The 23,412-nt window shown below is 66.7% G+C and carries 22 protein-coding genes and 3 pseudogenes; 7 read left to right on the top strand and 18 right to left on the bottom strand.

Features of this window, described 5'->3' with window-relative positions; translation table 11 throughout:
* Window positions 1–114 precede the first annotated feature (114 nt).
* Entirely contained in the window at window positions 115–969 is an 855-nt protein-coding gene (locus tag ACZ3X1_RS29220) for a hypothetical protein (RefSeq protein WP_467281550.1), read from the top strand.
* Window positions 966–1,544 (top strand): DUF6262 family protein, encoded by a 579-nt coding sequence (locus ACZ3X1_RS29215; RefSeq protein ID WP_467281549.1) that lies wholly within the window; start codon window positions 966–968, stop codon window positions 1,542–1,544. The genes ACZ3X1_RS29220 and ACZ3X1_RS29215 overlap by 4 nt, the downstream gene beginning before the upstream one ends.
* Here the strand turns inward: ACZ3X1_RS29215 and ACZ3X1_RS29210 are convergent.
* The 3 genes from ACZ3X1_RS29210 to ACZ3X1_RS29200 all read right to left on the bottom strand — a co-directional run bounded on the left by ACZ3X1_RS29210 (window position 1,510) and on the right by ACZ3X1_RS29200 (window position 3,727).
* Window positions 1,510–1,644, bottom strand: coding sequence for a hypothetical protein (locus tag ACZ3X1_RS29210; protein ID WP_467281548.1), 135 nt, complete (start codon window positions 1,642–1,644; stop codon window positions 1,510–1,512). The genes ACZ3X1_RS29215 and ACZ3X1_RS29210 overlap by 35 nt on opposite strands.
* A 35-nt stretch (window positions 1,645–1,679) precedes the next feature.
* Window positions 1,680–2,246 carry a hypothetical protein gene (locus ACZ3X1_RS29205; protein ID WP_467281547.1) on the bottom strand — a complete coding sequence of 189 codons (567 nt, stop codon included), beginning with the start codon at window positions 2,244–2,246 and terminating at the stop codon, window positions 1,680–1,682.
* A 287-nt stretch (window positions 2,247–2,533) separates the two neighbouring features.
* The gene (locus ACZ3X1_RS29200) at window positions 2,534–3,727 is read right to left on the bottom strand and encodes an FAD-dependent monooxygenase (RefSeq protein ID WP_467281546.1); all 1,194 of its coding nucleotides are present in this window, start codon (window positions 3,725–3,727) and stop codon (window positions 2,534–2,536) included.
* A gap of 101 nt (window positions 3,728–3,828) precedes the next feature.
* Between ACZ3X1_RS29200 and ACZ3X1_RS29195 the strand changes: the two genes are divergently transcribed.
* Entirely contained in the window at window positions 3,829–4,545 is a 717-nt protein-coding gene (locus tag ACZ3X1_RS29195) for a TetR/AcrR family transcriptional regulator (RefSeq protein ID WP_467281545.1), read from the top strand.
* Window positions 4,546–5,808: 1,263 nt separating this feature from the next.
* Here the strand turns inward: ACZ3X1_RS29195 and ACZ3X1_RS29190 are convergent.
* The 7 genes from ACZ3X1_RS29190 to ACZ3X1_RS29160 all read right to left on the bottom strand — a co-directional run bounded on the left by ACZ3X1_RS29190 (window position 5,809) and on the right by ACZ3X1_RS29160 (window position 12,619).
* Complete coding sequence (locus ACZ3X1_RS29190; protein WP_467281560.1) at window positions 5,809–6,684, bottom strand: glycosyltransferase family 2 protein; 876 nt, start codon at window positions 6,682–6,684, stop codon at window positions 5,809–5,811.
* Between the two features lie 463 nt (window positions 6,685–7,147).
* Window positions 7,148–7,729: a hypothetical protein gene (locus ACZ3X1_RS29185; protein ID WP_467281544.1), complete on the bottom strand. Its 582-nt coding sequence runs from the start codon at window positions 7,727–7,729 to the stop codon at window positions 7,148–7,150.
* A 32-nt stretch (window positions 7,730–7,761) separates the two neighbouring features.
* Window positions 7,762–9,294: an ISL3 family transposase gene (locus ACZ3X1_RS29180; RefSeq protein WP_467281559.1), complete on the bottom strand. Its 1,533-nt coding sequence runs from the start codon at window positions 9,292–9,294 to the stop codon at window positions 7,762–7,764.
* Between the two features lie 348 nt (window positions 9,295–9,642).
* Window positions 9,643–9,930 (bottom strand): hypothetical protein, encoded by a 288-nt coding sequence (locus ACZ3X1_RS29175; RefSeq protein ID WP_467281543.1) that lies wholly within the window; start codon window positions 9,928–9,930, stop codon window positions 9,643–9,645.
* Window positions 9,931–10,133: 203 nt separating this feature from the next.
* Window positions 10,134–11,789 (bottom strand): ISL3 family transposase, encoded by a 1,656-nt coding sequence (locus ACZ3X1_RS29170; RefSeq protein WP_467281542.1) that lies wholly within the window; start codon window positions 11,787–11,789, stop codon window positions 10,134–10,136.
* A 145-nt stretch (window positions 11,790–11,934) separates the two neighbouring features.
* Window positions 11,935–12,237, bottom strand: coding sequence for a hypothetical protein (locus ACZ3X1_RS29165; RefSeq protein WP_467281541.1), 303 nt, complete (start codon window positions 12,235–12,237; stop codon window positions 11,935–11,937).
* A gap of 46 nt (window positions 12,238–12,283) precedes the next feature.
* Window positions 12,284–12,619, bottom strand: a complete 336-nt coding sequence (locus tag ACZ3X1_RS29160; RefSeq protein WP_467281540.1) for a hypothetical protein — start codon at window positions 12,617–12,619, stop codon at window positions 12,284–12,286.
* Between the two features lie 199 nt (window positions 12,620–12,818).
* On the opposite strand from ACZ3X1_RS29160, the gene ACZ3X1_RS29155 reads away from it, so the two are divergent.
* Both ACZ3X1_RS29155 and ACZ3X1_RS29150 read left to right on the top strand, forming a co-directional pair.
* The gene (locus ACZ3X1_RS29155) at window positions 12,819–14,069 is read left to right on the top strand and encodes a hypothetical protein (protein WP_467281539.1); all 1,251 of its coding nucleotides are present in this window, start codon (window positions 12,819–12,821) and stop codon (window positions 14,067–14,069) included.
* Between the two features lie 325 nt (window positions 14,070–14,394).
* Window positions 14,395–14,568 (top strand): hypothetical protein, encoded by a 174-nt coding sequence (locus tag ACZ3X1_RS29150; protein WP_390079445.1) that lies wholly within the window; start codon window positions 14,395–14,397, stop codon window positions 14,566–14,568.
* A 524-nt stretch (window positions 14,569–15,092) separates the two neighbouring features.
* Here the strand turns inward: ACZ3X1_RS29150 and ACZ3X1_RS29145 are convergent.
* Entirely contained in the window at window positions 15,093–15,962 is an 870-nt protein-coding gene (locus tag ACZ3X1_RS29145; protein WP_467281538.1) for an IS5 family transposase, read from the bottom strand.
* Between the two features lie 278 nt (window positions 15,963–16,240).
* Here ACZ3X1_RS29145 and ACZ3X1_RS29140 point away from each other — a divergent pair.
* Window positions 16,241–17,072: pseudogene (locus ACZ3X1_RS29140) on the top strand (IS5 family transposase).
* Here ACZ3X1_RS29140 and ACZ3X1_RS29135 read toward each other — a convergent pair.
* The 7 genes and pseudogenes from ACZ3X1_RS29135 to ACZ3X1_RS29105 form a co-directional block, all read right to left on the bottom strand.
* On the bottom strand, window positions 17,057–17,395 hold the full coding sequence (locus ACZ3X1_RS29135; RefSeq protein WP_467281537.1) for a hypothetical protein: 339 nt from the start codon (window positions 17,393–17,395) through the stop codon (window positions 17,057–17,059). The pseudogene ACZ3X1_RS29140 and the gene ACZ3X1_RS29135 overlap by 16 nt on opposite strands.
* A gap of 171 nt (window positions 17,396–17,566) precedes the next feature.
* Window positions 17,567–17,689, bottom strand: a complete 123-nt coding sequence (locus ACZ3X1_RS29130; RefSeq protein ID WP_390079715.1) for a hypothetical protein — start codon at window positions 17,687–17,689, stop codon at window positions 17,567–17,569.
* A gap of 7 nt (window positions 17,690–17,696) precedes the next feature.
* A pseudogene (locus tag ACZ3X1_RS29125) lies at window positions 17,697–17,990 on the bottom strand (DUF6247 family protein); the annotation flags it as partial.
* A 339-nt stretch (window positions 17,991–18,329) separates the two neighbouring features.
* Window positions 18,330–18,446: pseudogene (locus ACZ3X1_RS29120) on the bottom strand (ATP-binding protein); the annotation flags it as partial.
* 374 nt (window positions 18,447–18,820) lie between these two features.
* Window positions 18,821–19,144, bottom strand: a complete 324-nt coding sequence (locus ACZ3X1_RS29115; RefSeq protein ID WP_467281536.1) for a hypothetical protein — start codon at window positions 19,142–19,144, stop codon at window positions 18,821–18,823.
* A 283-nt stretch (window positions 19,145–19,427) separates the two neighbouring features.
* A complete protein-coding gene (locus ACZ3X1_RS29110) occupies window positions 19,428–19,784 on the bottom strand; it encodes a ricin-type beta-trefoil lectin domain protein (protein WP_390079690.1) in 357 nt (118 codons plus the stop codon).
* 978 nt (window positions 19,785–20,762) lie between these two features.
* Window positions 20,763–21,074 (bottom strand): CAP domain-containing protein, encoded by a 312-nt coding sequence (locus tag ACZ3X1_RS29105; RefSeq protein WP_390079688.1) that lies wholly within the window; start codon window positions 21,072–21,074, stop codon window positions 20,763–20,765.
* 720 nt (window positions 21,075–21,794) lie between these two features.
* Between ACZ3X1_RS29105 and ACZ3X1_RS29100 the strand changes: the two genes are divergently transcribed.
* A complete protein-coding gene (locus tag ACZ3X1_RS29100; RefSeq protein ID WP_467281535.1) occupies window positions 21,795–23,252 on the top strand; it encodes a sigma-70 family RNA polymerase sigma factor in 1,458 nt (485 codons plus the stop codon).
* Window positions 23,253–23,412: the final 160 nt, after the last annotated feature.

The following is a 23,412-nucleotide window of genomic DNA, read 5'->3' as shown; positions in this document are numbered from 1 at the left end:
GCGGCCCGCAGGCCCGGCACGGTGGGGAGGGTATGCCCGTGAACAGTTCCAGGTGCAGGGCGAGTTCCCCGCCCCCGACGAGCCGGCGCCTGGTGCCAGGCCGCGATGTAGGGGGTGGGCGCGGCCGACCCGAAGAGCCGTCCGGCGGAGCGCCGACACCGCGACGAGATCCCGGCACCACGGCACAGCGACGCCTACCTCTTTCCCGCGATCTCGGACTACAGCGGCGTCGCCCACATGAACTCCGTGTCCCTCAGCGCGGCCATCCGCAACTGGGTCGACACGCTCCCGGAACTGCTCAGCGACGTCATCGGCCCCGACGGGCATCTGGTGCCGTTCGACCGTTCCCTGATCTTCCCCTACGCGTTCCGGCACTCGTTCGCGCCACGGTTTGCGGACGCCGACACACCCCTTGACGTGCTGCAATCCCTCATGGACCACGATGATCCAAAGACGACGATGGGCTACTACCGCGTCACCCTGGAGCGGAAGCGGAAAGCGGTGAAGAAGCTCAGTCTGCTGGTCACCGACCGGCACGGAGCCGCGAGACCGTGCTCCCCGCAAGCCTACGAGCACCGGTCGGTCGCCGTCCCGTTCGGCGGCTGCACCGAACCGTCCAACGTCAAGGCCGGAGGGCAGGCATGCCCCCTGCGATTCCAATGCGCGGGCTGCGGCTTCTACCGCCCTGACCCCTCCTACCTGCCCGCGATCGAGGACCAGATCAACAGCCTGCGCTCGGACCGCGAGACTGCCCAGGCGATGGACGCCGCCGACTTCGTGATCGGCAACCTCACCGCACAGATTGCCGCCTACCAGCAAGTCGCGGCCACGATGCGCGACGGCCTGACGGCCCTGCCGGACGACGAACGAGCGGAAATCGAGGAAGCCGCGTCCATCCTGCGGCAGGTCAGATCCGGGAGCACACGACCGCTGCTGCCGCTGTCCATCGTCCGCAAGACGGCTCCATGACGGCGGCCCGGACACCCGCTCAGGTCCTGGCCGAGGCCCGCAGAGCGGACAGCCAGCGCAAACGGCACAACGTCCTGGCAGCACTCCAGGACCTGACGGCGGCCGGCGAGCGCATCACCTTCGCCACGGTCGCCCGAGCGGCCGGAGTATCCACCTGGCTCGTCTACGCCGAAGGAGTACGCGAGCACGTCCAGGCCGCGATCGACCAGCAGTCACATGAACCCGCGAAGGCCCGAAGCCAGGGCAGGCAGACCAGCCCGGCGAGTCTGACGACCGACCTCGCCCTGGCCCGGGAAGAGATCACCGCTCTGCGGGACGAACGCGACCGGCTCCGTGAAGCAGTGCGGCAGCAACTCGGCCAGAAACTCGGCCAGGTCAGCAATCGCCAGCTGACCGACCGCGTCACCGAACTCACCGAACGGATCCGGCAGTTGGAACGGTCCGAAGCCCAGGCCAGGACCGAGGCCGAGCAGCTCGGCTCACGCGTCGCGGAACTGCAGGCCGACCTTGCGGCGGCCCGCACCAGTCTTCGGAAGATGATCAGGCAGCAGGCAGGCCCACCCGACGGGCAATGACCTCGGCCGACTCGCCCAGCAGCTCGGAGGCCAGGCCCAGCAGCGGGCGCGTCAGCTCGGGGTGATCGCCCCTGCTGCCCGCCATCAGCAGCTCGGCCACCGCGAACAACTGAACCTGACGTCCTCCAGCACCGGTCAGGAGCCCGGAGAAGCGGTCCGCGATCTCCGCCGCCACGGCTGCTGCAAGAGTGAGTACGCGCGGAGAACGGCAACATCCCACCCCGCCGGCGCCAGCCCCCATCCCTCCCAATCGAGAAGAACGCATGCCGGAGCCGTCAGATTCGCCCAGTGCAGATCACCATGACTGGCCTTCCACACGGCCACCTCTGGATCGACTCGGCCGCCGCTGATCCACTCCAGGCGCCGCTTCACCAGGTCCTGACGGACCGACACCCGGTCCGTCGCGGTCGCCGCCACCGCGTCGAGGGACGCCTCAAGCCCCTTCCACCAGCTCTCCGACAACCGCACGGGCTCCCGCAGCTCGGGCGTCACGGAGACCGGGCCGTCCTCGACGAACGTCGAAAGCTCGCCCCGGAAACGGAGACCCTCCTCAGCCCAGTCCCGGACCTCCAGAATTTCCGGTCGGGATGCCCCCGCGATGAGCTGCGCGGACTCGTTACCCGTCCAGAGCTTCTCACTGACCCTGTCCGCCGGCGCGACGACGACCCGAAGCCACATGGCGAGTCCGTTCACCGTCACCATGCCGCCCAGGGTCCGTCCTCTCCAGCCCTCAGCCCGAGCCCCATCGACGACCTGGCAGCCGAAATCCTCCGCAGCCCGCACGAACACCTCCTGGAGGAGCTGGAGATCAGCCTCGGAGGGCTCTCACATCGGCACTGTCCGTCCCTTCAGATCGATCGCCCGAGTTGACCTTCCCAGAAGGGGTCACGCACGGCGAGGTGCCTGTTCGGCTGGCCACCAAACGAAAGCCTCGATGCTCGGCTGGCGCTCGGAGAATCGACGGCTTTCAGGCGTCTGCCGTGATCAAGTCATCGCATGACGCGGCTGGTGTCAAACGGATAGTCGGGCAGGTCCACGGTGCTGCTGATTTTCTCCCCCAGTTTGAGCATTCCGTTCAGGAACAAGGGGCGGGACAGCAGGGTGTTGCGGAGACGTATGCCGGTGGCGGTGCCGGGGGCGAGGAACCTGCCGGTGCGGTCGCCGCCTGCCTGGCAGCCCTGGGCGTACTTCCGAAGCCTGCCCTCGTACCGGGTGAAGGCCGCCCGGTAGTCGCCCTGGGCTCGCGCGAGTTCGCCGGCCAGCACGTAGGCGGCGACCACCGCGGTTCCTGTCCCCATGCCGCCAATGGTGGCCCCGCAGGCGGCGTCACCGACCAGGCACACTCGCCCTGTGGACCAGGTATCCACGTCTGCGCGGCTGATCGAGTCAAAGTACAGGTCGGGGGCCTGCTGCAGTGAGGCGAGCAGGCGGGGCACCTCCCAGCCGAGACCGGCGAACGCGTTGTCGATCAGATGCTTCTGCTGTTCGGGATCATGGCGGTCGTACGACAGTTCAGGCGCGGCGAAGACGACGAACGCCCCTGCCTGTGCCGGGTCCCGATGGTCGGCGCCGGCCGAGGCGAGACGCCCCGGCGCGTTGTATCCGACCGAGCCCTTTCCCAAGCCCAGGTCGTTGGGCAACTGCCAGGTGGCGGCGTAGTAGCCGAGGTGGCTCACATAGTCCGCCTCTGGTCCGAAGGCGAGGCGGCGGACGTTGGAGTGCAATCCGTCCGCGCCGATGACCAGGTCGAAGTCGCGTGAGACTCCCTGTTGGAAGTCGACCCGCACGCCGGAGGGGGTCTCGGTGAGGCGGGTGATCGAGTCGCCGAAGATGTACTCGGTGTGTGGGCGGCTGTGCTCGTACAGCACCCGGGCCAGGTCCCCGCGGAGCACCTCTATCTCGCCGCCGGCGAACTCGGCCGGCAGGTGCAGCAGTGTTCGGCCGCGTTCGTCGACGAAGCGCATCGGGCTGCCACCTGTCTCGATGCGGCGCAGTTCGGAAGTCAGGCCCATGCGTTCCAGCACGGTCAAGTGTGTTTCGCCGCGGAAGTCGACGGCCTGACCGCCGCCGCGCAGGGCTGGAGCCAGCTCGACGACGGTGGGCTTGAAGCCGTGCCGTCCCAGCCAGTAAGCCAGCGCGGGCCCGGCGATGCTCGCGCCGGAGATGAGGACGTTCCCGTTCACGGATTCCTCCACTCTAGAAACTGTGTCCTGCGGACACTGTTAATTACTGTGTACCGTAGACACAGTTAATTCGGCAAGGTCGGTCAGGAGGGGCGGCAGACATGGGCGACGAGCACGCCGAGGCGGTGCGGCTGCTGTGGGGTCCGCACCCCAAGCCCGCACGCGGGCCAAGGCCGACACTCGACCTGGACCGCATCGCGCGGGCCGGGATCGAGATCGCCGACGCGGAGGGGTTGACCGATGTGTCCATGCAGCGGGTCGCCGCGCAACTGGGCGTGACCAAGATGGCGCTCTACCGGTACGTGCCGGGCAAGGCTGAGCTGGTCGCTCTGATGGTGGACACCGCGATCGGCCCGTATCCGCAGGTGAGGGCACGGCACAGTGACTGGCGTGAGCAGTTGGAGGAATGGGCCCGCGAGCTGATTCACGTCTTTCGACAGCACCCCTGGGCGTTGGACGCCACCGTCGGGCCGCGGATCATGGGACCCGCGGAACTGTCCTGGCTGGAGCGTGCCGTCTCAGCCCTGGACGGCACAGGGCTGAGCGGCGCCGAACGGATGGACGCGGCTGTCCTACTGGTCGGTCACGTACGCGGTATCACCCAGCAGGCCCGTGCGACAGGCCCGGCGGGCAACCCCGAGGCCCAACTGGGCACCATCCTCGGCGACCTGATGCAGGCACACGGCGAGCGATTTCCCGCCCTCACCGCGGCCCTCACTTCAGCAGCCCAATCCCACGGCCAGGACCAGGCATGGGAGTTCGGCCTACAGCGCATCCTGGACGGCTTGGCCGTCCTCATCGACAAACGCGCACGCTGACCCCAATTGCATCGGCGATACCCCCACCTGAAGGCAGGCCGGTCACCGATGACCGCCTGCGTGGACGATACTGACCTCACGTCCCTCAGCCAGCCGCATCCCTCTGACCTGCGCGTATCAACACGAGGTCTAGATAAGGCGGCTGCCCGTCGGATACGACGCCGGCCTCCTCTACGCCTACAGCCTGCGGTGCCCCGCGACCGCTCAACGTGTCCGTGCGACCTTCGCCAACATCCTCGACACACCCGCGGGAAAGAGCGGGGAACTTGTCGCTCTCGCCCAGCTTCTGCAGGTCATCTCCAAAGGCCACCACGAGGACATCGCCGAGGCCATCAGGGCCCGCGCGGAACTACTCTCCGGCTGCCCCGTGCCGTGGAGAACAGCCTGACCCCGCAACCGCCCGCCCACCGAAGTCGTGCCCGGTCTTCGTTCCCACGCTCACCCGGGGGCCGATGCGGGACTCCCCTTCCCAGCGACACGATCGTGAGAGGCCGCTTCCCTCATGTCCGATGCAAGCATCCTGGGCCTGTTCGCCCACCGGGTGTTGAGACATGGAGCCTGGTCGGTCCACTACAGCTCGCGCGACTTACCGCAGCTTGAGCCTCAGCCCTGGCACCTGCGGGTTTCGCCGGACGAGTGGGAGTTATGGCTCGATGACCTGGGCAGTCCCGACGGCACGCCGTCCCTGCTATCGCCGGTCTTCGTCTACGACGTGGATCTGAATTCGTACTTCCATCAGGTGAATCTGATGGCGGGTCCGCTGAACAGCCAGAACAACCGGGCGTCGGCCGTCTGCCGGCACCTGAACTTCCTGCACCTGAGCAGGGGCGGGAAGAACTGGAGGTACGCGACGGAGGCCGATCACACGGCTTACCACTTCTGGCGACGCCAAGATCCGCGGGGGCCTCGCGTCGACGGCGATACGTGGAGCCAGGAGATTTCCCACCTGCAGCAGTTCTACGTCTACGCGACGAAGAAGCTGTGGGTGCCGGAGATTCCGATCCCGCAGCGGCCCCGCCGGAATGCGAACCATGAGGAGAAGCGGGGGCGGCGGCGGTCGAAGCCGACGTCGACCGGCGTGACGGCTCCGCCGCCGCAACCGCGAGTTGAATTCTCAACTTGCCCTTGCCGTTGCCCAAATCCAGTTCCTGGCACTCCGCTCGGCCAAGCTCGAGGAGGACCTGAAGGCCCAGACGAATGTCACCCAGCTTGCCGACCGGCGCCCCTGGCGCTGACCGTCATCTGCGGCCACTGTCCTGACGCTCAGATCAGCGGAGGGCGCCCCAAGCGCGTCATCCGCCACACCGTGCGCCACTTCATGGCCTTGCGGGGACCGCAAGGATTGCGCAGCCCCTCCACGAAGCCGCCGCACCACGCTTTCAGCCCGCTGACGGACCGGATGCGCGCCAGGGTGAGCACGATCCACACGCCCAGATAGAGCGGGATCAAGGGAAGAGGCAGTCGCCGCCGGGCCAGCCAGACTCGATTTCGCGCGGTGAAGCGGTAGTAGACGGCATGCCGCGCCGGGGAGGTCTTGGGGTGCTGAAGAACAAGGTCGGGCTCATAAAGGATCTTCCAGCCGTCGTCCAGCGCACGCCATGCGAGGTCGGTCTCTTCATGCCCAAAGAAGAACTCGCCGGCCCAATCGCCGATCCGCTCAAGCATCGGGACAGAGAAGGCATGGCCGCCTCCGAGGAAGGCAGTGACCAGGCCCCGGCGCATCGGATCATCTGCACGAAGGCGCGGCACCCAGCGCCGCTCTGTGTGTCCGTGCTCGTCCGCGACCCGGAAGCCGACGATCCCGAGCTTGGGGTCCGTGGCGAACAGCTGCTGGATCTTGCGGAACACGTCATCGGCAATGAGGAGCCCGTCGTCGTCCAGCTCGACGACGACATCAACGTCGCCCGACTCGCGCAGCAGCTTCAGCCCGACGTTGCGGCCGCCGGGGCAGCCCAGGTTCTCCTCAAGCGGGACCTTGGTTACATCCGCCGCGATGTCCGTGAGAGGCGTCGCGTTCCCCACCAGCACCACCCCCGCTGCCGGAACATCCTGCTTCTCCACGGAGGCCAGGAGAGCCTCCAACTCACGCGGGCGAGTGCCCATCGTCACGATGACGACTCCGAGACGCGGCAACGACATAGCGGCAAACTCCAAGGTGTCGGCGAACACGCCGATGCTAGTCGCGGACACGCCCTTGTTCTGCACGTCGCACACATGCCCACGATGTGGAGGAGAGAGTTGACAAGCCTCCTGTTCCCTCTCCCTGGCTATGACCACGCTGACCTCGACGCCGCTGGGTTCCCAAGGGGACCGGCCCTGAATCCGATGTCCCCGACGGCAGCTCGCAGATCGTGTGACCTCCGACAACGAGTACTTGGCCGCTCATTCCTGGCCACCTGGAAGACTCCGCCACCCACTGCGGAAGGAGCTTTGCCTTCACAGGCAAGTCGGGGATGCGCATCACCTCATGCGTGATAAGATTCTTCACCCATCGCACTCCGTCCGTGGCTTTGTTCACTTCTAGGGGTTCTGGCTCGCTTTCCGTGAAGCGCGCACGCTGAGTGATCTCCGCTGGAGAATCGTGGACTGAAGATGGGCAGCCTCAGGTGCAGACGATGGGGCAGCCGCGTCGGATCGAGTGCTGGGCAGCACGCAGGAACAGTGCGACGTAGAAGGCTGTGTCCAGGTCTGTGGTCCACGGTCCTGTTCGAGTGGTGGCCAGTTCCTTTGCTTGGTGCCTGAACCACGTGCTCAGGTCGAGGTTGTCGCATGTTGCCGGGGTTTCGGGTGGCAGGTTGATGGCTGCCGCGAGTTTCTCGGCGAGCGGTAGTACCTGAGGAGCGCCGGCGACCATGGACTCGTGGTCGTCGGATTCGATGGGCAGCCAGATCTCCTTATCGAGTGAGAAGGGCACGAGCACGGTCCAGCCGCAGAGGATCTCCGATTCCTCTCGTGACAGGTGCGTCTGGCACAAGGTGAGGAACCCGGTCATGTCGGGGGTCAGCTTTTCCTCGAAAGCTTGCCCTGAGCCAGGTGCGAAGTCCGTTTCTGGGGGGACGTCCTCGTAGGGCGGCAGACCCCGCCGCCTGAGTTCAGCATCGAGTGCTGAAGCAACTCCACCCCATCCGTCTTCCTCGTCACCGAACCATTCCTCCGCGCCAACGCTCATCAGATACACACCCATGTGGGGAAACTATCGCGGGCATCTGACATCGATCAGTGAGCCAACAGGACTCGCTTGCGGAGCAGTGCGAAGCCGGCCCGACCGAACATCTGGCGCTTGAGCATCTTGATCCGGTTGACGTGTCCTTCGACGACGCCGGAGCTCCAGGGCAGGGTGAGTCCGGCGATGACCGCGTCGCGGTCTCGGTCGATGCCGGCCGCGAGAGTGTGGAGGCTGGGCAGGTCGTCCTGGCGGACGGCGTCGAGCCACTGCGGGAGTCGTTCGCCCTGGCGCTCGGTGAGCATGTGGGCGAAGGACCGGACGTGACCGGTCAGGGCATCGAGTTCGGGGCAGTTGGCCAGGATGGTCTTGAGTCGGAGCTGTTCGGTCTCGGTCAGCGTTTCGGGTCGGCTGAGGATCCATCTCGTCACCACGCGGGGTGCCGGCGGTTGCGCGGTGACCGGCCGTGGCGAGGTGCGCTTCTCTCGCAGGTAGGCGCTGACCCGGCCGTAGCTGCCGCGATAGCCCAATGGAAGGATCTCTTCCCAGAGCTTCCAGGCGTTGGTGCAGCCCTCGTCCCAGCGTTCGTCCAGGTAGGGCTTGTACTCGTCGAGGACGGAGGTCCTGTTGTACTGCCATTGGCCGCGAAAGAGGTCTTCCGGCTTCGCAGCGTCGGCGAGGCTCTTGACCGTGCGGTGGGTCATGTTCAGCTGACGCCCGATGGAGCGACGGCTGTGGCCGGCTTCCAGCAGCGCGTGGACCGTGGCGTGCCGGGCTCGGACGCGGTTGGCGAATCGCTCGCTCCGCCATGGCGAGTCCGCCTTGTCCTCGGGCGGCGTCGGTGGTTCGGCCTTCCCCTCGCGATCGGGGATCAGGACGCGAAGGCACTGGCGGTGGCGGGCGACAGCCCGTTCAGCGGCCTCCCCGAGGTTGTGCCACAAATGCCAGCGGTCGGCGACCTGCGTCGCATGGGGTGCACCGGCTGTGGCGCCCTCTGCGAAGAACGGCGCGCGGTCCCGGCAGACGATCTCGATGCCGGGGCGCTTCGCCAGCCAGGCGGCCAGGCTGGACGCCTCCCGGTCAGGCAGCAGATCCACCGGCCGACGGGTCTCGACGTCGACGAGCACCGTGCCGTAGACCCGTCCTTTGCGTGTGGCGTACTCATCGACACCGACCACCCGTGGGGCTGGGACTTCGGGTTCGGGCAATGCATCGAGCAGCCGCAACACCGCGCTGCGGCTGATGGGCACCCCGAAGGCCCGTGCCATCCGGGCGCCGGCCCGGCCGGCCAGGGCGAGACCCACCGCGGCGAGGGTCGATCGCAACCGCTCCGTCCACCTGCTGTGCCGCCGGGTCAGTCCAGACATCTGCTCAGCGAACGTCCGCCGAGCACACGAAGACTCCGTACAGAAGAACCGCCGAACTCGCAGTTGCAGGACCACCAGACGTCCCCCACTCGGCACGTCCGCAGGAAACCGCAGGTAAGAGCTGTGCACCCGGGTCGACTCGCTCCCACAGTCCGGGCATGCCGCCCTAGCTGCCGTACTGCAGACGTCGATGCGTATCGCCTCGTGACTCACGTCCATCGACAGCACCGACACGTCTGCGATGGACGGTAATAGCAGGCCCTCCAGGAGGGGCGACGTCTCTTCCACGACGCCGCACTGTCGACCACATCAAGTTCGGCCCTGGTCATTTTCAGGCAACTTCCCGGAGCCTGATCGGAGGGTCAGCCGTCACTCAGCGTGCGCGCATCACGGAAAGCGAGCCAGAACCCTTCTAGGGGCAGCGTTTGTCCGCCGGTTTGGGCAGCAGTTGCGGATCTTGACGCCCGCGAATGTTTACGAGAATTAGGTTCTGGCACAGAGTCTGGGGAGTCGTCGCGGAGAGTGGCGGCGTGTTCGATGGCAGGGAACGTCACGAGCCCGGGCCCGTCAGCGTTCTCGCATTCTGGTCCACCACCAGCCGAAGATCGCCAACTCGATGTAGTTGGGCTCCGGCAGGGTACGGCGCTCGAATTCCTCATCGATGCGCGCGATCAGTCGGCCCAAGTCCCTTTTGGCTCCGGGAGGAAGGTGCCGCATCGCCCACTCCAGGTCGTCACGGGCATCTTCCACCTCGATCCCGGGCGAGTAGGCCTGGGAGGCATTCAGGTAGCGTCCAGGCTGCTTAAAGGCCCACTCGAAGCGAGAGAGCGCATTGGCGACCGCGTTGGGCCACATCTCCTGGTCTTCGACCCGGCGGATTGCTGCACGAGTTCGCGCGGAGACGCCGTGGACCCTCAGGACCGGATACTGCCATCGTGGCCGCCACCGCTCTGCGCGGACGGCCTTCGGACGCCTACGCGGCATCGACCTTTCGGATCAACATGAGGCCATCCTGCCACGGCTCGGTTCTCGCGCAGATCTTGGGGTGTCTCGGAGTGTTACTGGAGCAGGATCATCTTGCGGAGCAGGTGGAAGCCGGCTCGACCGTAGAGCTGCCTCTTGATCTTCTTGATGCGGTTCACGGCGCCCTCGATGCTGCCGGAACTCCAGTCCAGGGTGAGCCCGGCCGTCACGGCGTCGAGGTCCCGGAGCAGGTGAAGTGCGAAGCCGGTGAGCCCGGGCAACTGGCTGCCATCGACTGCGTCGATCCAGGCAGGGAGCGTGCTACCGAGACGGCCGCTGAGTATCTCGCCAAAATCCCGGACGTGTCCGGCGGCCGTGTCCAGTTCGGGGCAGCGGGCCAGGACGTGCTTCAGGCCGGCCCGGTCTTGCTCGGTCAGGGCGGTGGGGTGGCGGGTGAGCCAGCCGGTCACCTGCCGCACTGTCGGCGGTCGCGGCGGCGTGCCGGCCGGAGCCCCGCGGAGGGTGGCGATGTGGGAGCGGACCATCTGGTAGGTGACGGGCGCGTTGTCGGCTACGAGTTCGCTGTGGAGGTGGGTGACGCTGGTGCATCCCTCGGCGAAGCGTCGCTCCAGGTAGGGCTTGTAGGGGTCCAGTCTGCTGGGCCGGGGCCGGTTCTCGCGGAAGGTGTCCTGCCAGCGTGCGGCGTTCGCATACCTGAGCACGGTATTGAGGCCCCAGCCCAGGTGCCGGGCGATCGCCCGGCGTGAGTGACCCTGGGCAAGAAGCTCGTGGACCAGGGCATGTGCTGCCTTCTTCCGATCGGCCCGCCGGCCGACGGGCTCCGCATCATCCTGCGGCCGACCGGAACCCGGGGTGGCCTCAGGCAGCATGCTGCTGGGCGATGGGTTGCGCAGGCAGTCTCGGTGGGCGGCGACGCAGGTCTCCACGGCCCGGCCGAGGCCCTGCCACAGATGGAATCGGTCGGCGACCTGCAGAGCGTCGGGGGCACCGCGCCGGGCGCCCTCGGCATAGGCGCCGGCCCGGTCCCGGCAGATGATCTCCACGCCGGGGTTGCGGATCAGCCAGGCGGACAGCGGCCCGGCTTCACGGGTCGGGAGCACATCGACCACGCGGTGGTCTTCGACGCTGGTCAAGACGGTGGAGTAGGTCTGGCCACGGCGGATCGCGAAGTCGTCCACGCCCAGCACACGCGGCGTGCTGAACAGTGGATCGGGCAATGCCATGACCCTGCGTAACAAGGTCATCCGTCCCGCGCCGAAGCCGAGCTGGGCGGCCAGCCGGGCGCCGGCCCGCCCGGCTAGCGCGAGCCCCACTCGCTCCAGGGCGTGGTTGAGCCTCTTGGTGAACCGTGCGTGCGGGGCAGCCAGCCGCGAGAACGGCTCGGCGAACGTCCGGCGCGGGCAGTCCGCCGACCCGCAGATGAAGCGCCGGACCGTCAGTCGGATCACAAAGCCCTGATCAGCGAGCGGTAGGTCCTTCAGCCTCCGCTGATATCGGTCGTGGACCCGGTCCGAGAAGCGGCCACAGTCCGGACATCCAGAGCCAGCCGCTCGGCCACTCGCCACCACCTCGACCGTGCCGAACGCGGCCGTCACCACCTCGACATCCACATCGTCGATCCCGTCGAACACCAGAGAGTCCCAGAACGGTGCATCGGTCTGCATAACCAGCACCATCACCGTCCATAACCGACCGCAGCAGCGATCGGCAGACCCCTGAGGGAGCGTCAATTCTGTCCGTGGGACGACAAGGCGTACGCCGTCTCACACGAACCCGTCTCCTCACAATCGAACATCGAGGTAACGCTCCGCGACGACTCCCCAAGATCTGTGCCAGAACCTCGTTTTCACCTACGCAGCCACCGGGGCCGAGCGGTCAGCCGAGCCGGGATGCAATCTGGCGACGGGCAGACTCCCAGACTTCCTCGAACTCCTCGGAGGTGAGTTGTTCGGGGTCGTGGCCTTCCCATTCCGAGACGGGCAGCTCGGCGGTGATTCCGAACCTGTTGTCGTACTCGTCGAGGCGGCCTGCGTCGCGGGCCCGCTGCCACTCGGCGAGGGAGGCAGCTGCGATCGGGATCAGCTCAGGCCCTTCGAGTTCGACCTGCCGGATCACCGTCGACCTCGAAGTAGAACCAGGTTCTTCCTCGTCCCAGTAGCAGTGCATCCATGTGGTCACCTGGCCATGATGCCGAGCCAGATGCATCGTGCTACTCCGCTTTGTCTCATGGTTGAGCGATGAATCCTGAGGATCGGTCGAGCTGGAACGGAGAGCCGACCCGGGTTGGCTCCCAGCCTTGATCCCGTGCTTCTCGAATGCTGGCAGCAACGTGAGCTGGACGAATGGGCTCCGTCTCGACGCCCACCCAGTTACTGGGATGGGCCTGGCCGCTGGTGACGATCAAGGTCGTGCCCGGCTGGCTGTCGCCGGCCGCTTCGACGGCGTAGGTCATCGGCGTCCAGCAGAGGCCCTGCATGTAGGAGGGCTTCCTGCGGATCCGCCAGCGGTACTCGATCCCGTCAACGGTTATGCGCCGGGAACCCTTCTTGTTCAGCGCCATCTTCCCTCCTCCACTGTTGGACTCTGCTGTGTCGCCGCGGTCGCGAAAAGCAGGTTGCACGCGAACGTACCGAACGTCATCGCCGACAAGCACCTTCGGGACTACGGATGGGATGATCAGCCCATAAGTTGGTGTCAGTGCCGAGCGACCCGGCGCATCGCACCCACCCCGGGTGCACTCACCGCGATCGGAGAGCACCGTGAAGAACAGCCCGTTGTGGCGAGTGGTTGACAACGAGAGCGGTACCCAGTCCATCGTCAGCACGCCCTCCGAGGCGGTCGCGTTCGTCAACAGCCGGTTCGACACCGGTGACGACGACGAACCCGTCAGCATCACCAAGGTCGGCCCTCTCCTTCCGAAGCCACTCGAGATCATCACCGCATGGGCCGCCGAGAAGGACGGCGAGCGAACCGACGGGCGTACTGCCCCGATCACCATCAGGCCGGTTGTGACGGACAACGCCAGCGAGTGCGACGATGTCGTGCTCTGGGGCGACGTGTACGTCTCCTGGGACCACGACATGTACACCGTCGAGGAGCCGGACAGCTCCGAGTACAGCGCGGCTTACAGCGCAACCGAGTTGAGCGCGATCCTCGACGAGTACGCCGACGACTATGAGTACCCGCCTGAAGGGCCTGAAGGGACCGACAGCCACAGGTGGCCGAAACCGGAAGAGTTGATCACCTACGGCGCCCAGGAGTGTGCCAAGCGGTTCGGGCACCTCGACGACGACGCCCTGCTGTGGCTCGCTGCCACCCGCATCACGCTCGCCGTGTGGCGCAACACACCCGTCGAGAACTGGCATGCCGGGAAGAGTCCGCTCCACGACGGCACAATGATGCGGATCAACACGGCAACCACCCGACTCGTGCGCTCGATGCTGTCGTTCGACCATGTCGACTGGATCGGTCTCGGTCTCGCGATCGTCAACCCGTCCCGGGTTCTACCGACAGGGCAGTCCGTACTCGAGCTCGGGCTGGCCTGCCACAACCCTGACGACCCGGCGCACGAGGTTGATCCGCGAGAAGAACTCGCGGAGATGGCACAGGTCGCGATCTCATGGGGGCGAAGGTACTGCCTTCGCGAGAAGGAGTTCGGCCTGCGAACCCTGATCGAATCCTTGTGTGCGTCCGACAACGGCTGGTTCGGGGCACCGAGTTGGGGGCGCATCGTCGATCGGTTCCTTACGGCTGTCGACGACCGAGAGAATGCGCACTGGCGCATACACCGGGACAAGCCTTGGTTCGACGAGTGGTTCACCAACCGGCCGGCCGACATTGCGGACACCACGGCATTTCGTCGGCTGTTCCTTGCCGGGCCCGACCTGCTGTCCGAGGAGGCCGCCGAATGGTGCGTGGATGGTGCCATCGGCTACGTCTGCCAGGACGACCACGCGAACGACTGCTGGCGGTGCGGTATCCCGCTGGCAACGGAGTCCCCCAACGAGTGAATGTGTGCACCAGCATAGAAAAGCAGCAATCCACTGACCGCGCTCTCTCCCGCCTACTCGGCGGCCTCCCCTGCTTGGGGAGCCAGTCGCGGCTCCACTGACTGGAGATGTGCGGGTGCTTCTGACGGATCTGTGGCAGCAACGCTGGCCCGGCTGCCCGCCGGTCGGCCACAAGCTCCGTTAGCCCTACAGGAATGTCTGGGTGAGCTTCCACAGTCCGTCGGGTCTTTGACATCAGTATCACCAGCCTGCCGGTTTCTTGATAACCACGGCTTCCACGACACGGAGGTCGAGCAGGTCGCCGGACCTCCGGGATCATGACGCCATGCAACTCCGATACTTCAATCAGACCGGATGGACCGCCATCTTCAATGGCACTGAGACCGAGATCGGTCGCATGGTGCGCGTGGAGGAATGGGATCCCGCAACCGGGACAGCCTTGGTGGTCGACCCGCAGCGAGGGGCACTGCGCCAGGTCACGGACTACGTGGACTTCTAGATCACGTGATCGCGCATCGGACCGAGCACCCCCGGCGTCAAACAAGCGGCGAAGATCCTCTCCAGCCGCTCCGCCGGACTTCTCCTGTCCCTCCTGCTCGCCGCCAGCCCACCAGACCTGGAAACCGGCCGGCAGGACGCGCCCGCGCACCGTCGACCGGGAGGGGCCGCCGCGGCACACTGGCGGGCTGTGCAGTGGCCGGCTCCTGACCACACCGGAGGAGAAGACGCGAATGACCTCGAGGAAGAACACGAGGCACAGGTGATCCCCTTCCCCTCACGCACCGTGGAACCTCCACCCGTCGAGCCCCCGGACGTGCTGTGCTCCACGAACCTCGACCTCTCACTCAGGGAGGTCGCCGGCAGCCGCAGCTGACACCGCTGGTGGGGGGCTACGCCACGGCATAGCCCCCACCAGCTCTGTGCGCGGCCGGTGCGGGGGAGGCGGCGGGGAGAGACATGGACAGTTCGGCTTCTTGCGGCCGCGAGGTGGGGCGGACTAAGAGGTCGTTTTCTCCCGTTGTTTCATCCCGGAATCTGGTGTTTGGTATGTGCTGTCGGGTCGCGCCAGGAGATGGTGCTTTCGCCGGTGAGGCGGCGGGCCATGAGGCCGGTCATGGCGAGGTGAATCATGGCTTCGGATCGGTTGGGCAGGGTTTCGTAGTCGCGGGCGAGGCGGCGGTGGAGCATGAGCCAGCCGTAGGTCCGCTCGACCGCCCATCGCTTCGGGATCGGGGTGAAGACCCTGGTACCGGGCTTGCGGGCGGTGATCTCCATATCGATGCCGAGGGTCGCGGCGTGCTCGACGAGGTGCTGGCGGTAGCCTCCGTCGACCCAAACCTTCCGGATCCCGGGGTGGCCGACGGCGACCTGGTCCAAGAGTTCGGTGCCGACGACGGAGTCCTGCACGCTCGCCGCCGTGACCAGGACGGCGAGGAGGAGTCCGAGCGCGTCGGTGACGATGCTCCGCTTCCGGCCCACGATCCTCTTTCCGGCGTCGATGCCCTGGCCGGCAGCAGGGACGCTGGTCGAGGTCTTGACGCTCTGAGCGTCGATCACGCAGGCCGACGGCTCCGCGTCACGCCCTTCCTTCTCACGTAAGAGCTGCCTGAGCAGGCCGTTGAGCTGGGCGAACACGCCCTCATCGGCCCATTTGGCGAAGTAGCCGTAGACCGTGTTCCAGTGCGGGAGGTCGTGCGGAAGATATCGCCACTGGACCCCGGTCCGGTCCACATACAAGATCGCGTCCATGATGTCGCGCAGGTCGCGCTCCGGCGGCCGCCCGAAATCCAGAGCCCGGCCGCGGCGCTCGAACCGCCAGGCCGAGAGCACCGGCTCGATCAACTCCCAACGGGCATCGGATAGATCACTCGGATACGGGCGTCGCTTCGGCATGCTTCCGGCGTACCGCCGCAAACCGAGTGCGCCCAGGCGCACAGTGACGGCTACCGAAGCACTCAGCCACGAAAGCCGGGCGTCCTGGGATGAGACAGGCACAAGCCACCTCCCGCCTCACCCGGCACCCCACCTGACCAGCAAGAAGCAACCCGCATCTCCAGCAACGCAAGCACCACAACCCAGCGGCCCGAAAATCACTGGATACATGGCCAATCGAGATGAAAACGACCTCTAAGACATCGTTTCTTATGGCGTGATCGTTCGTTGAACCGTGCATGACGAATCTGGCTGAGCGGCTGGTGCCGGACGAGTTGGGGGTGTTGTTCCGGCGGGTGGTGCCGCCGACAGAGGTGATACGTCCGCAGGTGGGGGTCGGCGTCGGGCGGGTAATCGCGAGGCTTTGGCCGCGATCGTCTTCGTGGCGACCTCGGGTTGCGCGTGGAGGCAGCTTCCGCCGGTGTTCAGGCCGAGCTGGCAGACGGTCTACCGGCGCTTTGTCCAGTGGAGCCGGGCCCGGGTCTGGGCCCGGCTCCACCGTGTCATCCTCGACGAACTCGGTGCCCGCGGGGATCTGGACTAGTCGCGGTGTGCGATCGACTCGGTCAGCCTGCGGGCGGCAAAAGGGGGCCACTGACGGGACCGAATCCGACCGACCGCGGCAAGTTGGGATCGAAGATTCACCTGGTCACCGACCGCAACGGACTGCCTCTCTCGCTGGGCATCTCGGGCGCCAACATGCACGACAGCCTCGGCCTTGAGCCACTCGTGCGCGGTATCCCGCCCATCCGATCCCGCCGCGGCTCCCGCAGACGACTGCCGGCGAAACTGCACGCCGACAAGGGCTACGACTACGACCACCTGCGCCGATGGCTCCGCTCGCGAGGCATCCGGCCCCGCATCGCCCGCAAGGGCATTGAATCCTCGCAGCGACTTGGACGTCACCGCTGGGTGGTTGAAAGGACCGTGTCCTGGCTGGCCGGCTGCCGACGCCTGCACCGCCGCTACGAACGCAAGGCAGAACACTTCCTCGCCTTCATCGGCATATCCGCAGCCCTTATCTGCCACCGCCGCCTCAGCAAGACCGCAGCGCCTCAGCCACCGAGGTAGGGCACAAAGCTGTCCGGCTCCAGCACGGGGTCGGCCCACGCCGCGTGCGCGAACGCTGGACGCTGCGACATCCGACCACCCGCGTCATCGACCAGCGTCGTCCGCACTCGAGGAGTGAGACGAATCCGATAACGCAGACCCTCTACCTCGACGACGCCGCAGTCACCAGCATCGGCGTCCAGCGCCGCGCCCGGAGTAACACTTACCGTCCACCCGGCCTTGGTGGCCAGATACATCCAGACCTCGAGAGCGCGCTCGCGATCTGCGAAGTTACCCACTCGGGCGATGATCTGCGCCGGATCGGCTCTGTCGTCAATGGCCATGTCGCCCCTCCCCATCTCAGGGCGATCATGCCAGACCGCCGCCGAGTCCCCCGCCGGGTTCCCGAGCCCGTCCGCTTCCATCCACCAAAGGAAGGTGAGGGAGAGCTGGCCGACGGATGCGTAGCGCACGTCCTCGCCCTCGAGGTCGTCGGCGTTGAACTGGCCGAAGCCTCACGGGTCGGCCGCAGCGGCCGTCCAGGACGTCCCATACAGGTCCTCGGCGTGTTCGGGCAGGGTGTCGAGGGCCTTGGCGGCTGACGCGGAGAAGCGGACCGCGTACGGCTGTCCGGTCACCGGCGCTTCCCCGCAGCTCCGCCATGTCGACGGTGTCGCTGTCGCCGTAGAGGGAGGCGACGAACGCGTCGACCACCGGCGCGTGCGCCAGGCGGCCCTGCCAGTCCTGGACGACCTCGTACAGCCCGCCAAGGGAGAACGACCTGCGGGGCTCCTCCAGCGCTGCCGCCCACTCCCGCTCGAAGGCCGGCACCCACTGCGCTGCGCGCCGGTCGGCGCGCAGCTGGGCAAGGAGTTCGGCCGGAGCGCCGGGCGCGGGCGCGTACGACGGGATGGGCGTGTGCTCGGGCTGGGCGCTCACAGGCTCCTCCAGGCGGGTCTCACCGCCACGGTAGCCGCCGCCGTGGCAGCCGAGGAGAACTTCGGCGGTCATTCGCCTTCTCCAGGCAGCGGGTAGCCAGCCTCCTGCTCCTGGCGGTCGTAGTCGTCGGTGGCACGCCGGGTCGCCTCGTACTCTGCGGCGTTCTTCGGATTCGGGAATGGTGAGCCAAAGCTCAGTAGTTGTCACGGCAGAGCCAGATGACATGGCCAATGGGGCCGGCCGAAGCAGCCTGGTTGTCACCAGTGAGGCACTCCGCTTGTCACAAATGCTCATTCAGCAGCTCTTGTGTCACCACTAGCGATGATCGACGGGCGGACCTCAACTCTTGACGACCTCCGCGATCTGCAGGGCGGCCTGGGCGGGCGTGAGGTGCGTGGTGTCGACGACCTCGGCCTCACCGTGCAGCCACGTGCGGGCCGCCTCGGCGTAAGGCTCGTGGACGAAGGCACCACCGCCCCGAACACACTGGCGCTCCCGACCACGGCAGCTATCAGAGCAGCCCGATGAAACTTGCGCCCAACATCTCCATATCTGTTGCCATCCCTGGCGGATGGAACGTCAGCTTGTGGACATGAGGCGCGATTTGCAGCCTTCTGACAGCAACGCGCCTCAGTTCGCGAAGAGGTGGCCAGAGCGTAGCGGGTGACCGGTCTCGTGCACGCGCCCTGCCTCAGGGCGCCACTGGCCATAACGCCACCGCGCCCTGCACGCCCTGGGCCCGGGGCGGTGAGCCTCGACGTCCCCGGGACCCGGCTCTGGAGCAGCACGGTTCAACCGGGCGATGCCCCCGGGTCGGGCGTGCCGGGGCGTTACAGGACGCCGGGCAGAATGCTGCTGAGGGTCGACACGAGGCCGCCGGTCGTGGCGGAGGCTCCATTCAGTCCGCGGCTGTCCCTCCCGCTGCAGATCTGCTGGGGAGACGTTGCGGTCGCCGGGCCGCTACCGAGAAGCGGGCCATTGATGAGGCCGTTCTGGTACGTCACCTGCGTGACCTCGGACTGCTGATTGCAGACCGTCGCGTTGCCGGGTTGGCCCGTCTCCGTGTCGCCGTGGGCGGAGGCCACACCGGTGCCGAACACGCTAATACTTCCGACCATGGCAGCTACCAGGGCAGCCTCACGAAGCTTGCGCACAGAATTTCCTCTTGTCAGGGCCGCTACCATCCTTTGGATGGAAATTACAGACGTGGACGTTATGTGAGATTCACGCCCTTCTCAGGGCGACACGCCTACGAGCTGGTGACAGGATCATGAGTCGGGCTTGTTATGACAGATGCAATCTCACGGGGTGACGAGTTCCGCGAAGTGCCCTAGAACAGGCAGTGCAGCGTGACCGCTGGCAGGCCCGAGATTGTTCGCCAGCGGGTCAAGCTGTCATTTGTTCGGGCAGCGGAGTGCCAGCCTTTGGGCGAGCCTGTCAGTGGCTGGGAGCGGAAGGGCGCCAGTCCTGGTTATCGCCGCCACCGCAGTCCCACACCTGTATCAGGGTTCCGGATCGGGTCCCTCCGTTCAAGGCGTCCAGGCAGAGAGCTCCTTGATGAATGCTGCCGTCCCCGGTGATGGTCCAGCGCTGGTTCTGGCCGCCGTTGCACTCCTCGGCGACGACGAGAGAACCGCGCGACTCGCCGCTGGACACCCCGGCGCACAGGCCATTCGCGGTCCGCAGCTCGTGGGCACTGCCATAGGTGAACAGCTGTGTGGCTCGACCGTCGCAGCCAGCAAGGTGCAATCGTGTGCTGGAAGCATCTATGCAGAGCGCCGACGCAGCACCCATGTAAGCGACCTTCCGGGGGCTGCGGGAGACCTCAGGCGCAGCGCTGTGCCGTACAGCCGTCTTTGTGGGCGCTGGAGCGGAAGCGGAGGGTGACACGCTGGCCCTTGTGGTGGGGAGGTCCGCTGCTGTACTTGCCCCCACGCTTCCGTTGTGCCCTGGGGTGGGGGGTTGCACAGGCGAGCGCACGGCACTCGAAGGCATCCCAATTTCGGGTCGCTGCTCGTCGTCGGCGAAGACGAGCACGGCGCCCGTCAAGGCAGCAGCGCTCACGCCGGCAACAAGTGCCGTGCGGATTCGGCGGCCAAGTGCCGATTTCAGGCGGGCGGATCCCCTTCGTCCGGCCACCTGCTCCGTTCGGTCCGCGCGGCCACGGTAATCGTGGCCTCTTCTGGCTGTTGGAACCCACGCGTCCTGCTCATCCGCAAAGGCGGCTATCCAGGATTCGTCGAGCGGAGCCGGTGCGGTGGGATGGAAGACATTGGGCAGGGGTGCTCCTGCCACCGGGCCGGCAGCGGAAGAGGAGCGCCGTACTTCGCTGGCCGTGTCTCCATCGTTACCGGCATCGCTGATCGCGGACGGATTCAGCGGGCTGCTCTCTGCGGTCATTGCTCTCTGATTTCCTTGTACGTGATGGGGCGACCACGCTGTCGGCGAAAGGGTGGCATGCCGGTGCCCAGATGTTTCTTCGGAACCGGTGAGTGCGTGGGCCCGACTTGGGGCTGGTCACGGAAGGATGGCGAGCACGCCTGTTCCGTGTGCCAGTTGCCTGGCGCCCTCAGGCGTGAGCCCAAGAGCAGAAGTTCCTCGTCGACTGATTCGCTGTACGAGCGGTGCTGCGCGTCCTCAGGGTGGCCGTCATGGAGCGGCCGTTATGGTGAAGGACTCTACCGGCGGGCGGTTAACGAGTGCCGGCCGTTGCGATCCACCAGGACGTGCCGGATGGGATGGCAGTCTCAGCAGCGTTCTGCGAGTAACTCGCTACGTGTCGATGTTGATGGCGGCGAATATCGCGGTGCCTTCGGCGTTGGTGACTATGGCAGGGCCGGCATTGCGGGACCCTGGGTAGGTCAGGGCTTTTCTGTGGCCGGGACTGTTGAACCAGGCTTCGATGATCCGCTCGGGTGGGGTGCCGATCCCTCCCGTGAAGAGGACCTCATGGCCGCAGTGTTCGAGGTTCGCCTGCTGCGCGTTCTTCTGCACGCAGGTACGGGCGGCCCGGGCCAGGCTGTCGCTCCGCTCGACGTCGGGCAGCCCGAGTCCACGGCGCCGTTCATTGAGCAGCGTCAGCAAACGGCCCTCAGCCGAAAGATCGGCCGCCGACCGGGAAGGCGCCGGGGCTGCCGACCGGGAGGGCGCGGGCGCCACCCTCGTGGGAGGTCGGGTGGGTGAAGGCTTCGGTGTCAAGGATGCTTGCGACGGTTCCGCTATCGGCTCCTGAGCCGCTGCCGTCGTCCGCGCCGGAGAACCCATTACAGGCGAAGGGCGTACGGCGACCGGCGCAACCGATCCCTGAGCGGCTTCCGCCTTGTTGCCGCTGCCTCCCCGTCCTCGGTCATCGCCCAAGGCAGCACCCCCGGCCAGGCAGAGGGCGACGGCGGCCGAGACCAGCCATGCTGCTTTGGCGGTGGAGAAGCGGCCAGTCTTGGGTTTACGTCGGCGGTTGCGGGGGCGGCGGTCTGGCGTGCGTGTCATGCGACTTCCAACTGGTGAGAGGACCACTGCCGTGGTGAGCGGCAGGCGGTTCCTGAAGGACCTGTCGTCCTTCAGGAGCATCACGGCGAACGGTCATCTCACCCCGTTACGGATCTGTTATGTACATCTGTTTGTCTGAACGACCAACGGCCCCTACGCACGGGAGTCGTTTCGCAGCACTGACGCACGACACCCGGAGACTTCATGTTCCCCCGCCCAAGCGACCCCACCGACCTGTCCGATGAAGAGCTCACGGCCATACTCCGCGCCTCCCACCGCGAGGACGTAGCATGTGACGGCTGGCCAACGGATCGGAGCGTGCAGGACGACGCGGCGCGAGCGCTGGCCGAGCTCTACCGGCGCCACCGGGCGGCCGTTCTCGCGTATGCGCGGCGCTTCGCCAGTGCGTACATAGCCGACGATCTTGCGTCAGAGGCGTTCACGCGCACTCTGCACGCGGTGCGGCAAGGTGCCGGCCCCACCGGATCCTGGCGTCCGTACCTGTGTGTCGTCGTGCGCAACACCGCCGCTCAAGACGCGAAGGCCCAGCGTACGCACGTACCGCTCGCGGACTTCGAGGCCTGGAGCGAGTCCCTGCCCGACACCACGGAACCTGAGCGGACTCTGCTCCGCAACGAGGAGACACGCCTGCTGATACGCAGCTTCCGTTCGCTGCCGGAGCGCTGGCAGGCGGTTCTCTGGCACCGGCTGGTCGATGGACGTGCGACCGCGGAAGTGGCCCCGTTGCTAGGGATGACACCCAGCGGCGTCTCCACACTGCTCGCCCGCGCCCAGGAGGGGTTGCGCACGGCTTACCTCCAGGCGCACATACGTGAGGGCGGCGACGCGGAGTGCCGGCACTATGCGGGCCTGATGGGTTCGGCAGCGCGAAACCGGGGCAAGCGCCATCGCGGTCTGATGCGCCACCTGGACGGTTGTGACCGGTGCTCGACAGCGTTCGCCGACATCGAACACCTCAACGCCCGTCTCAGAGCACTGGCTCCCTTTGCCCTGTTGTTCGGTTGGGGCGGTGCCGACCTGTCCGGCTCCACGGTCAGTGGCTCTAGCAGCGCCGCGACAAAGGCGTCGGGCGGCTCCACTGCCCCTGGCGCGGGGTGGATGGCGGCGCACCCCTGGTTGCTGAGTGTCGCGGCAGCATCCGCCGTGGGTGCCGCCACAGCCGCTTCCGTCATCGCCTTCACGGGTTCCGGCCTCACCACGGTCGCGAATTCCAAGGCCGCCCCGCGTCCTGCCGTCTCGCCCACCACGGCGCCGATTGCCGGTGCGCTGTCTCCGGCGCGGACGACGGCAGCGGCTCAGGAGCCGATAGCGGAACCGTCGCAAGCATCCTTGACACCGAAGCCTTCACCCACCCGACCTCCCACGAGGGTGGCGCCCGCGCCCTCCCGGTCGGCAGCCCCGGCGCCTTCCCGGTCGGCGGCCGATCTTTCGGCTGAGGGCCGTTTGCTGACGCTGCTCAATGAACGGCGCCGTGGACTCGGGCTGCCCGACGTCGAGCGGAGCGACAGCCTGGCCCGGGCCGCCCGTACCTGCGTGCAGAAGAACGCGCAGCAGGCGAACCTCGAACACTGCGGCCATGAGGTCCTCTTCACGGGAGGGATCGGCACCCCACCCGAGCGGATCATCGAAGCCTGGTTCAACAGTCCCGGCCACAGAAAAGCCCTGACCTACCCAGGGTCCCGCAATGCCGGCCCTGCCATAGTCACCAACGCCGAAGGCACCGCGATATTCGCCGCCATCAACATCGACACGTGATAGCGAGCTCATGCGGCGCTGCGTTCCGTCCGCCGCTCGCGGTACGTCACTTGATATACCTGGTTGAAGGGTGCGGCTCCACGTACCGAGTTTCGGGGAGGTCGAGGCTGATTGCCCGAAGGCCGGTGGTGTGGGGGGCGCGGTGGGGTTATGCCAGGCG

The sequence above is a fragment of the Streptomyces sp. NPDC023541 genome (assembly GCF_055559995.1).
This window is presented reverse-complemented; position numbering and strand designations above follow the sequence as displayed.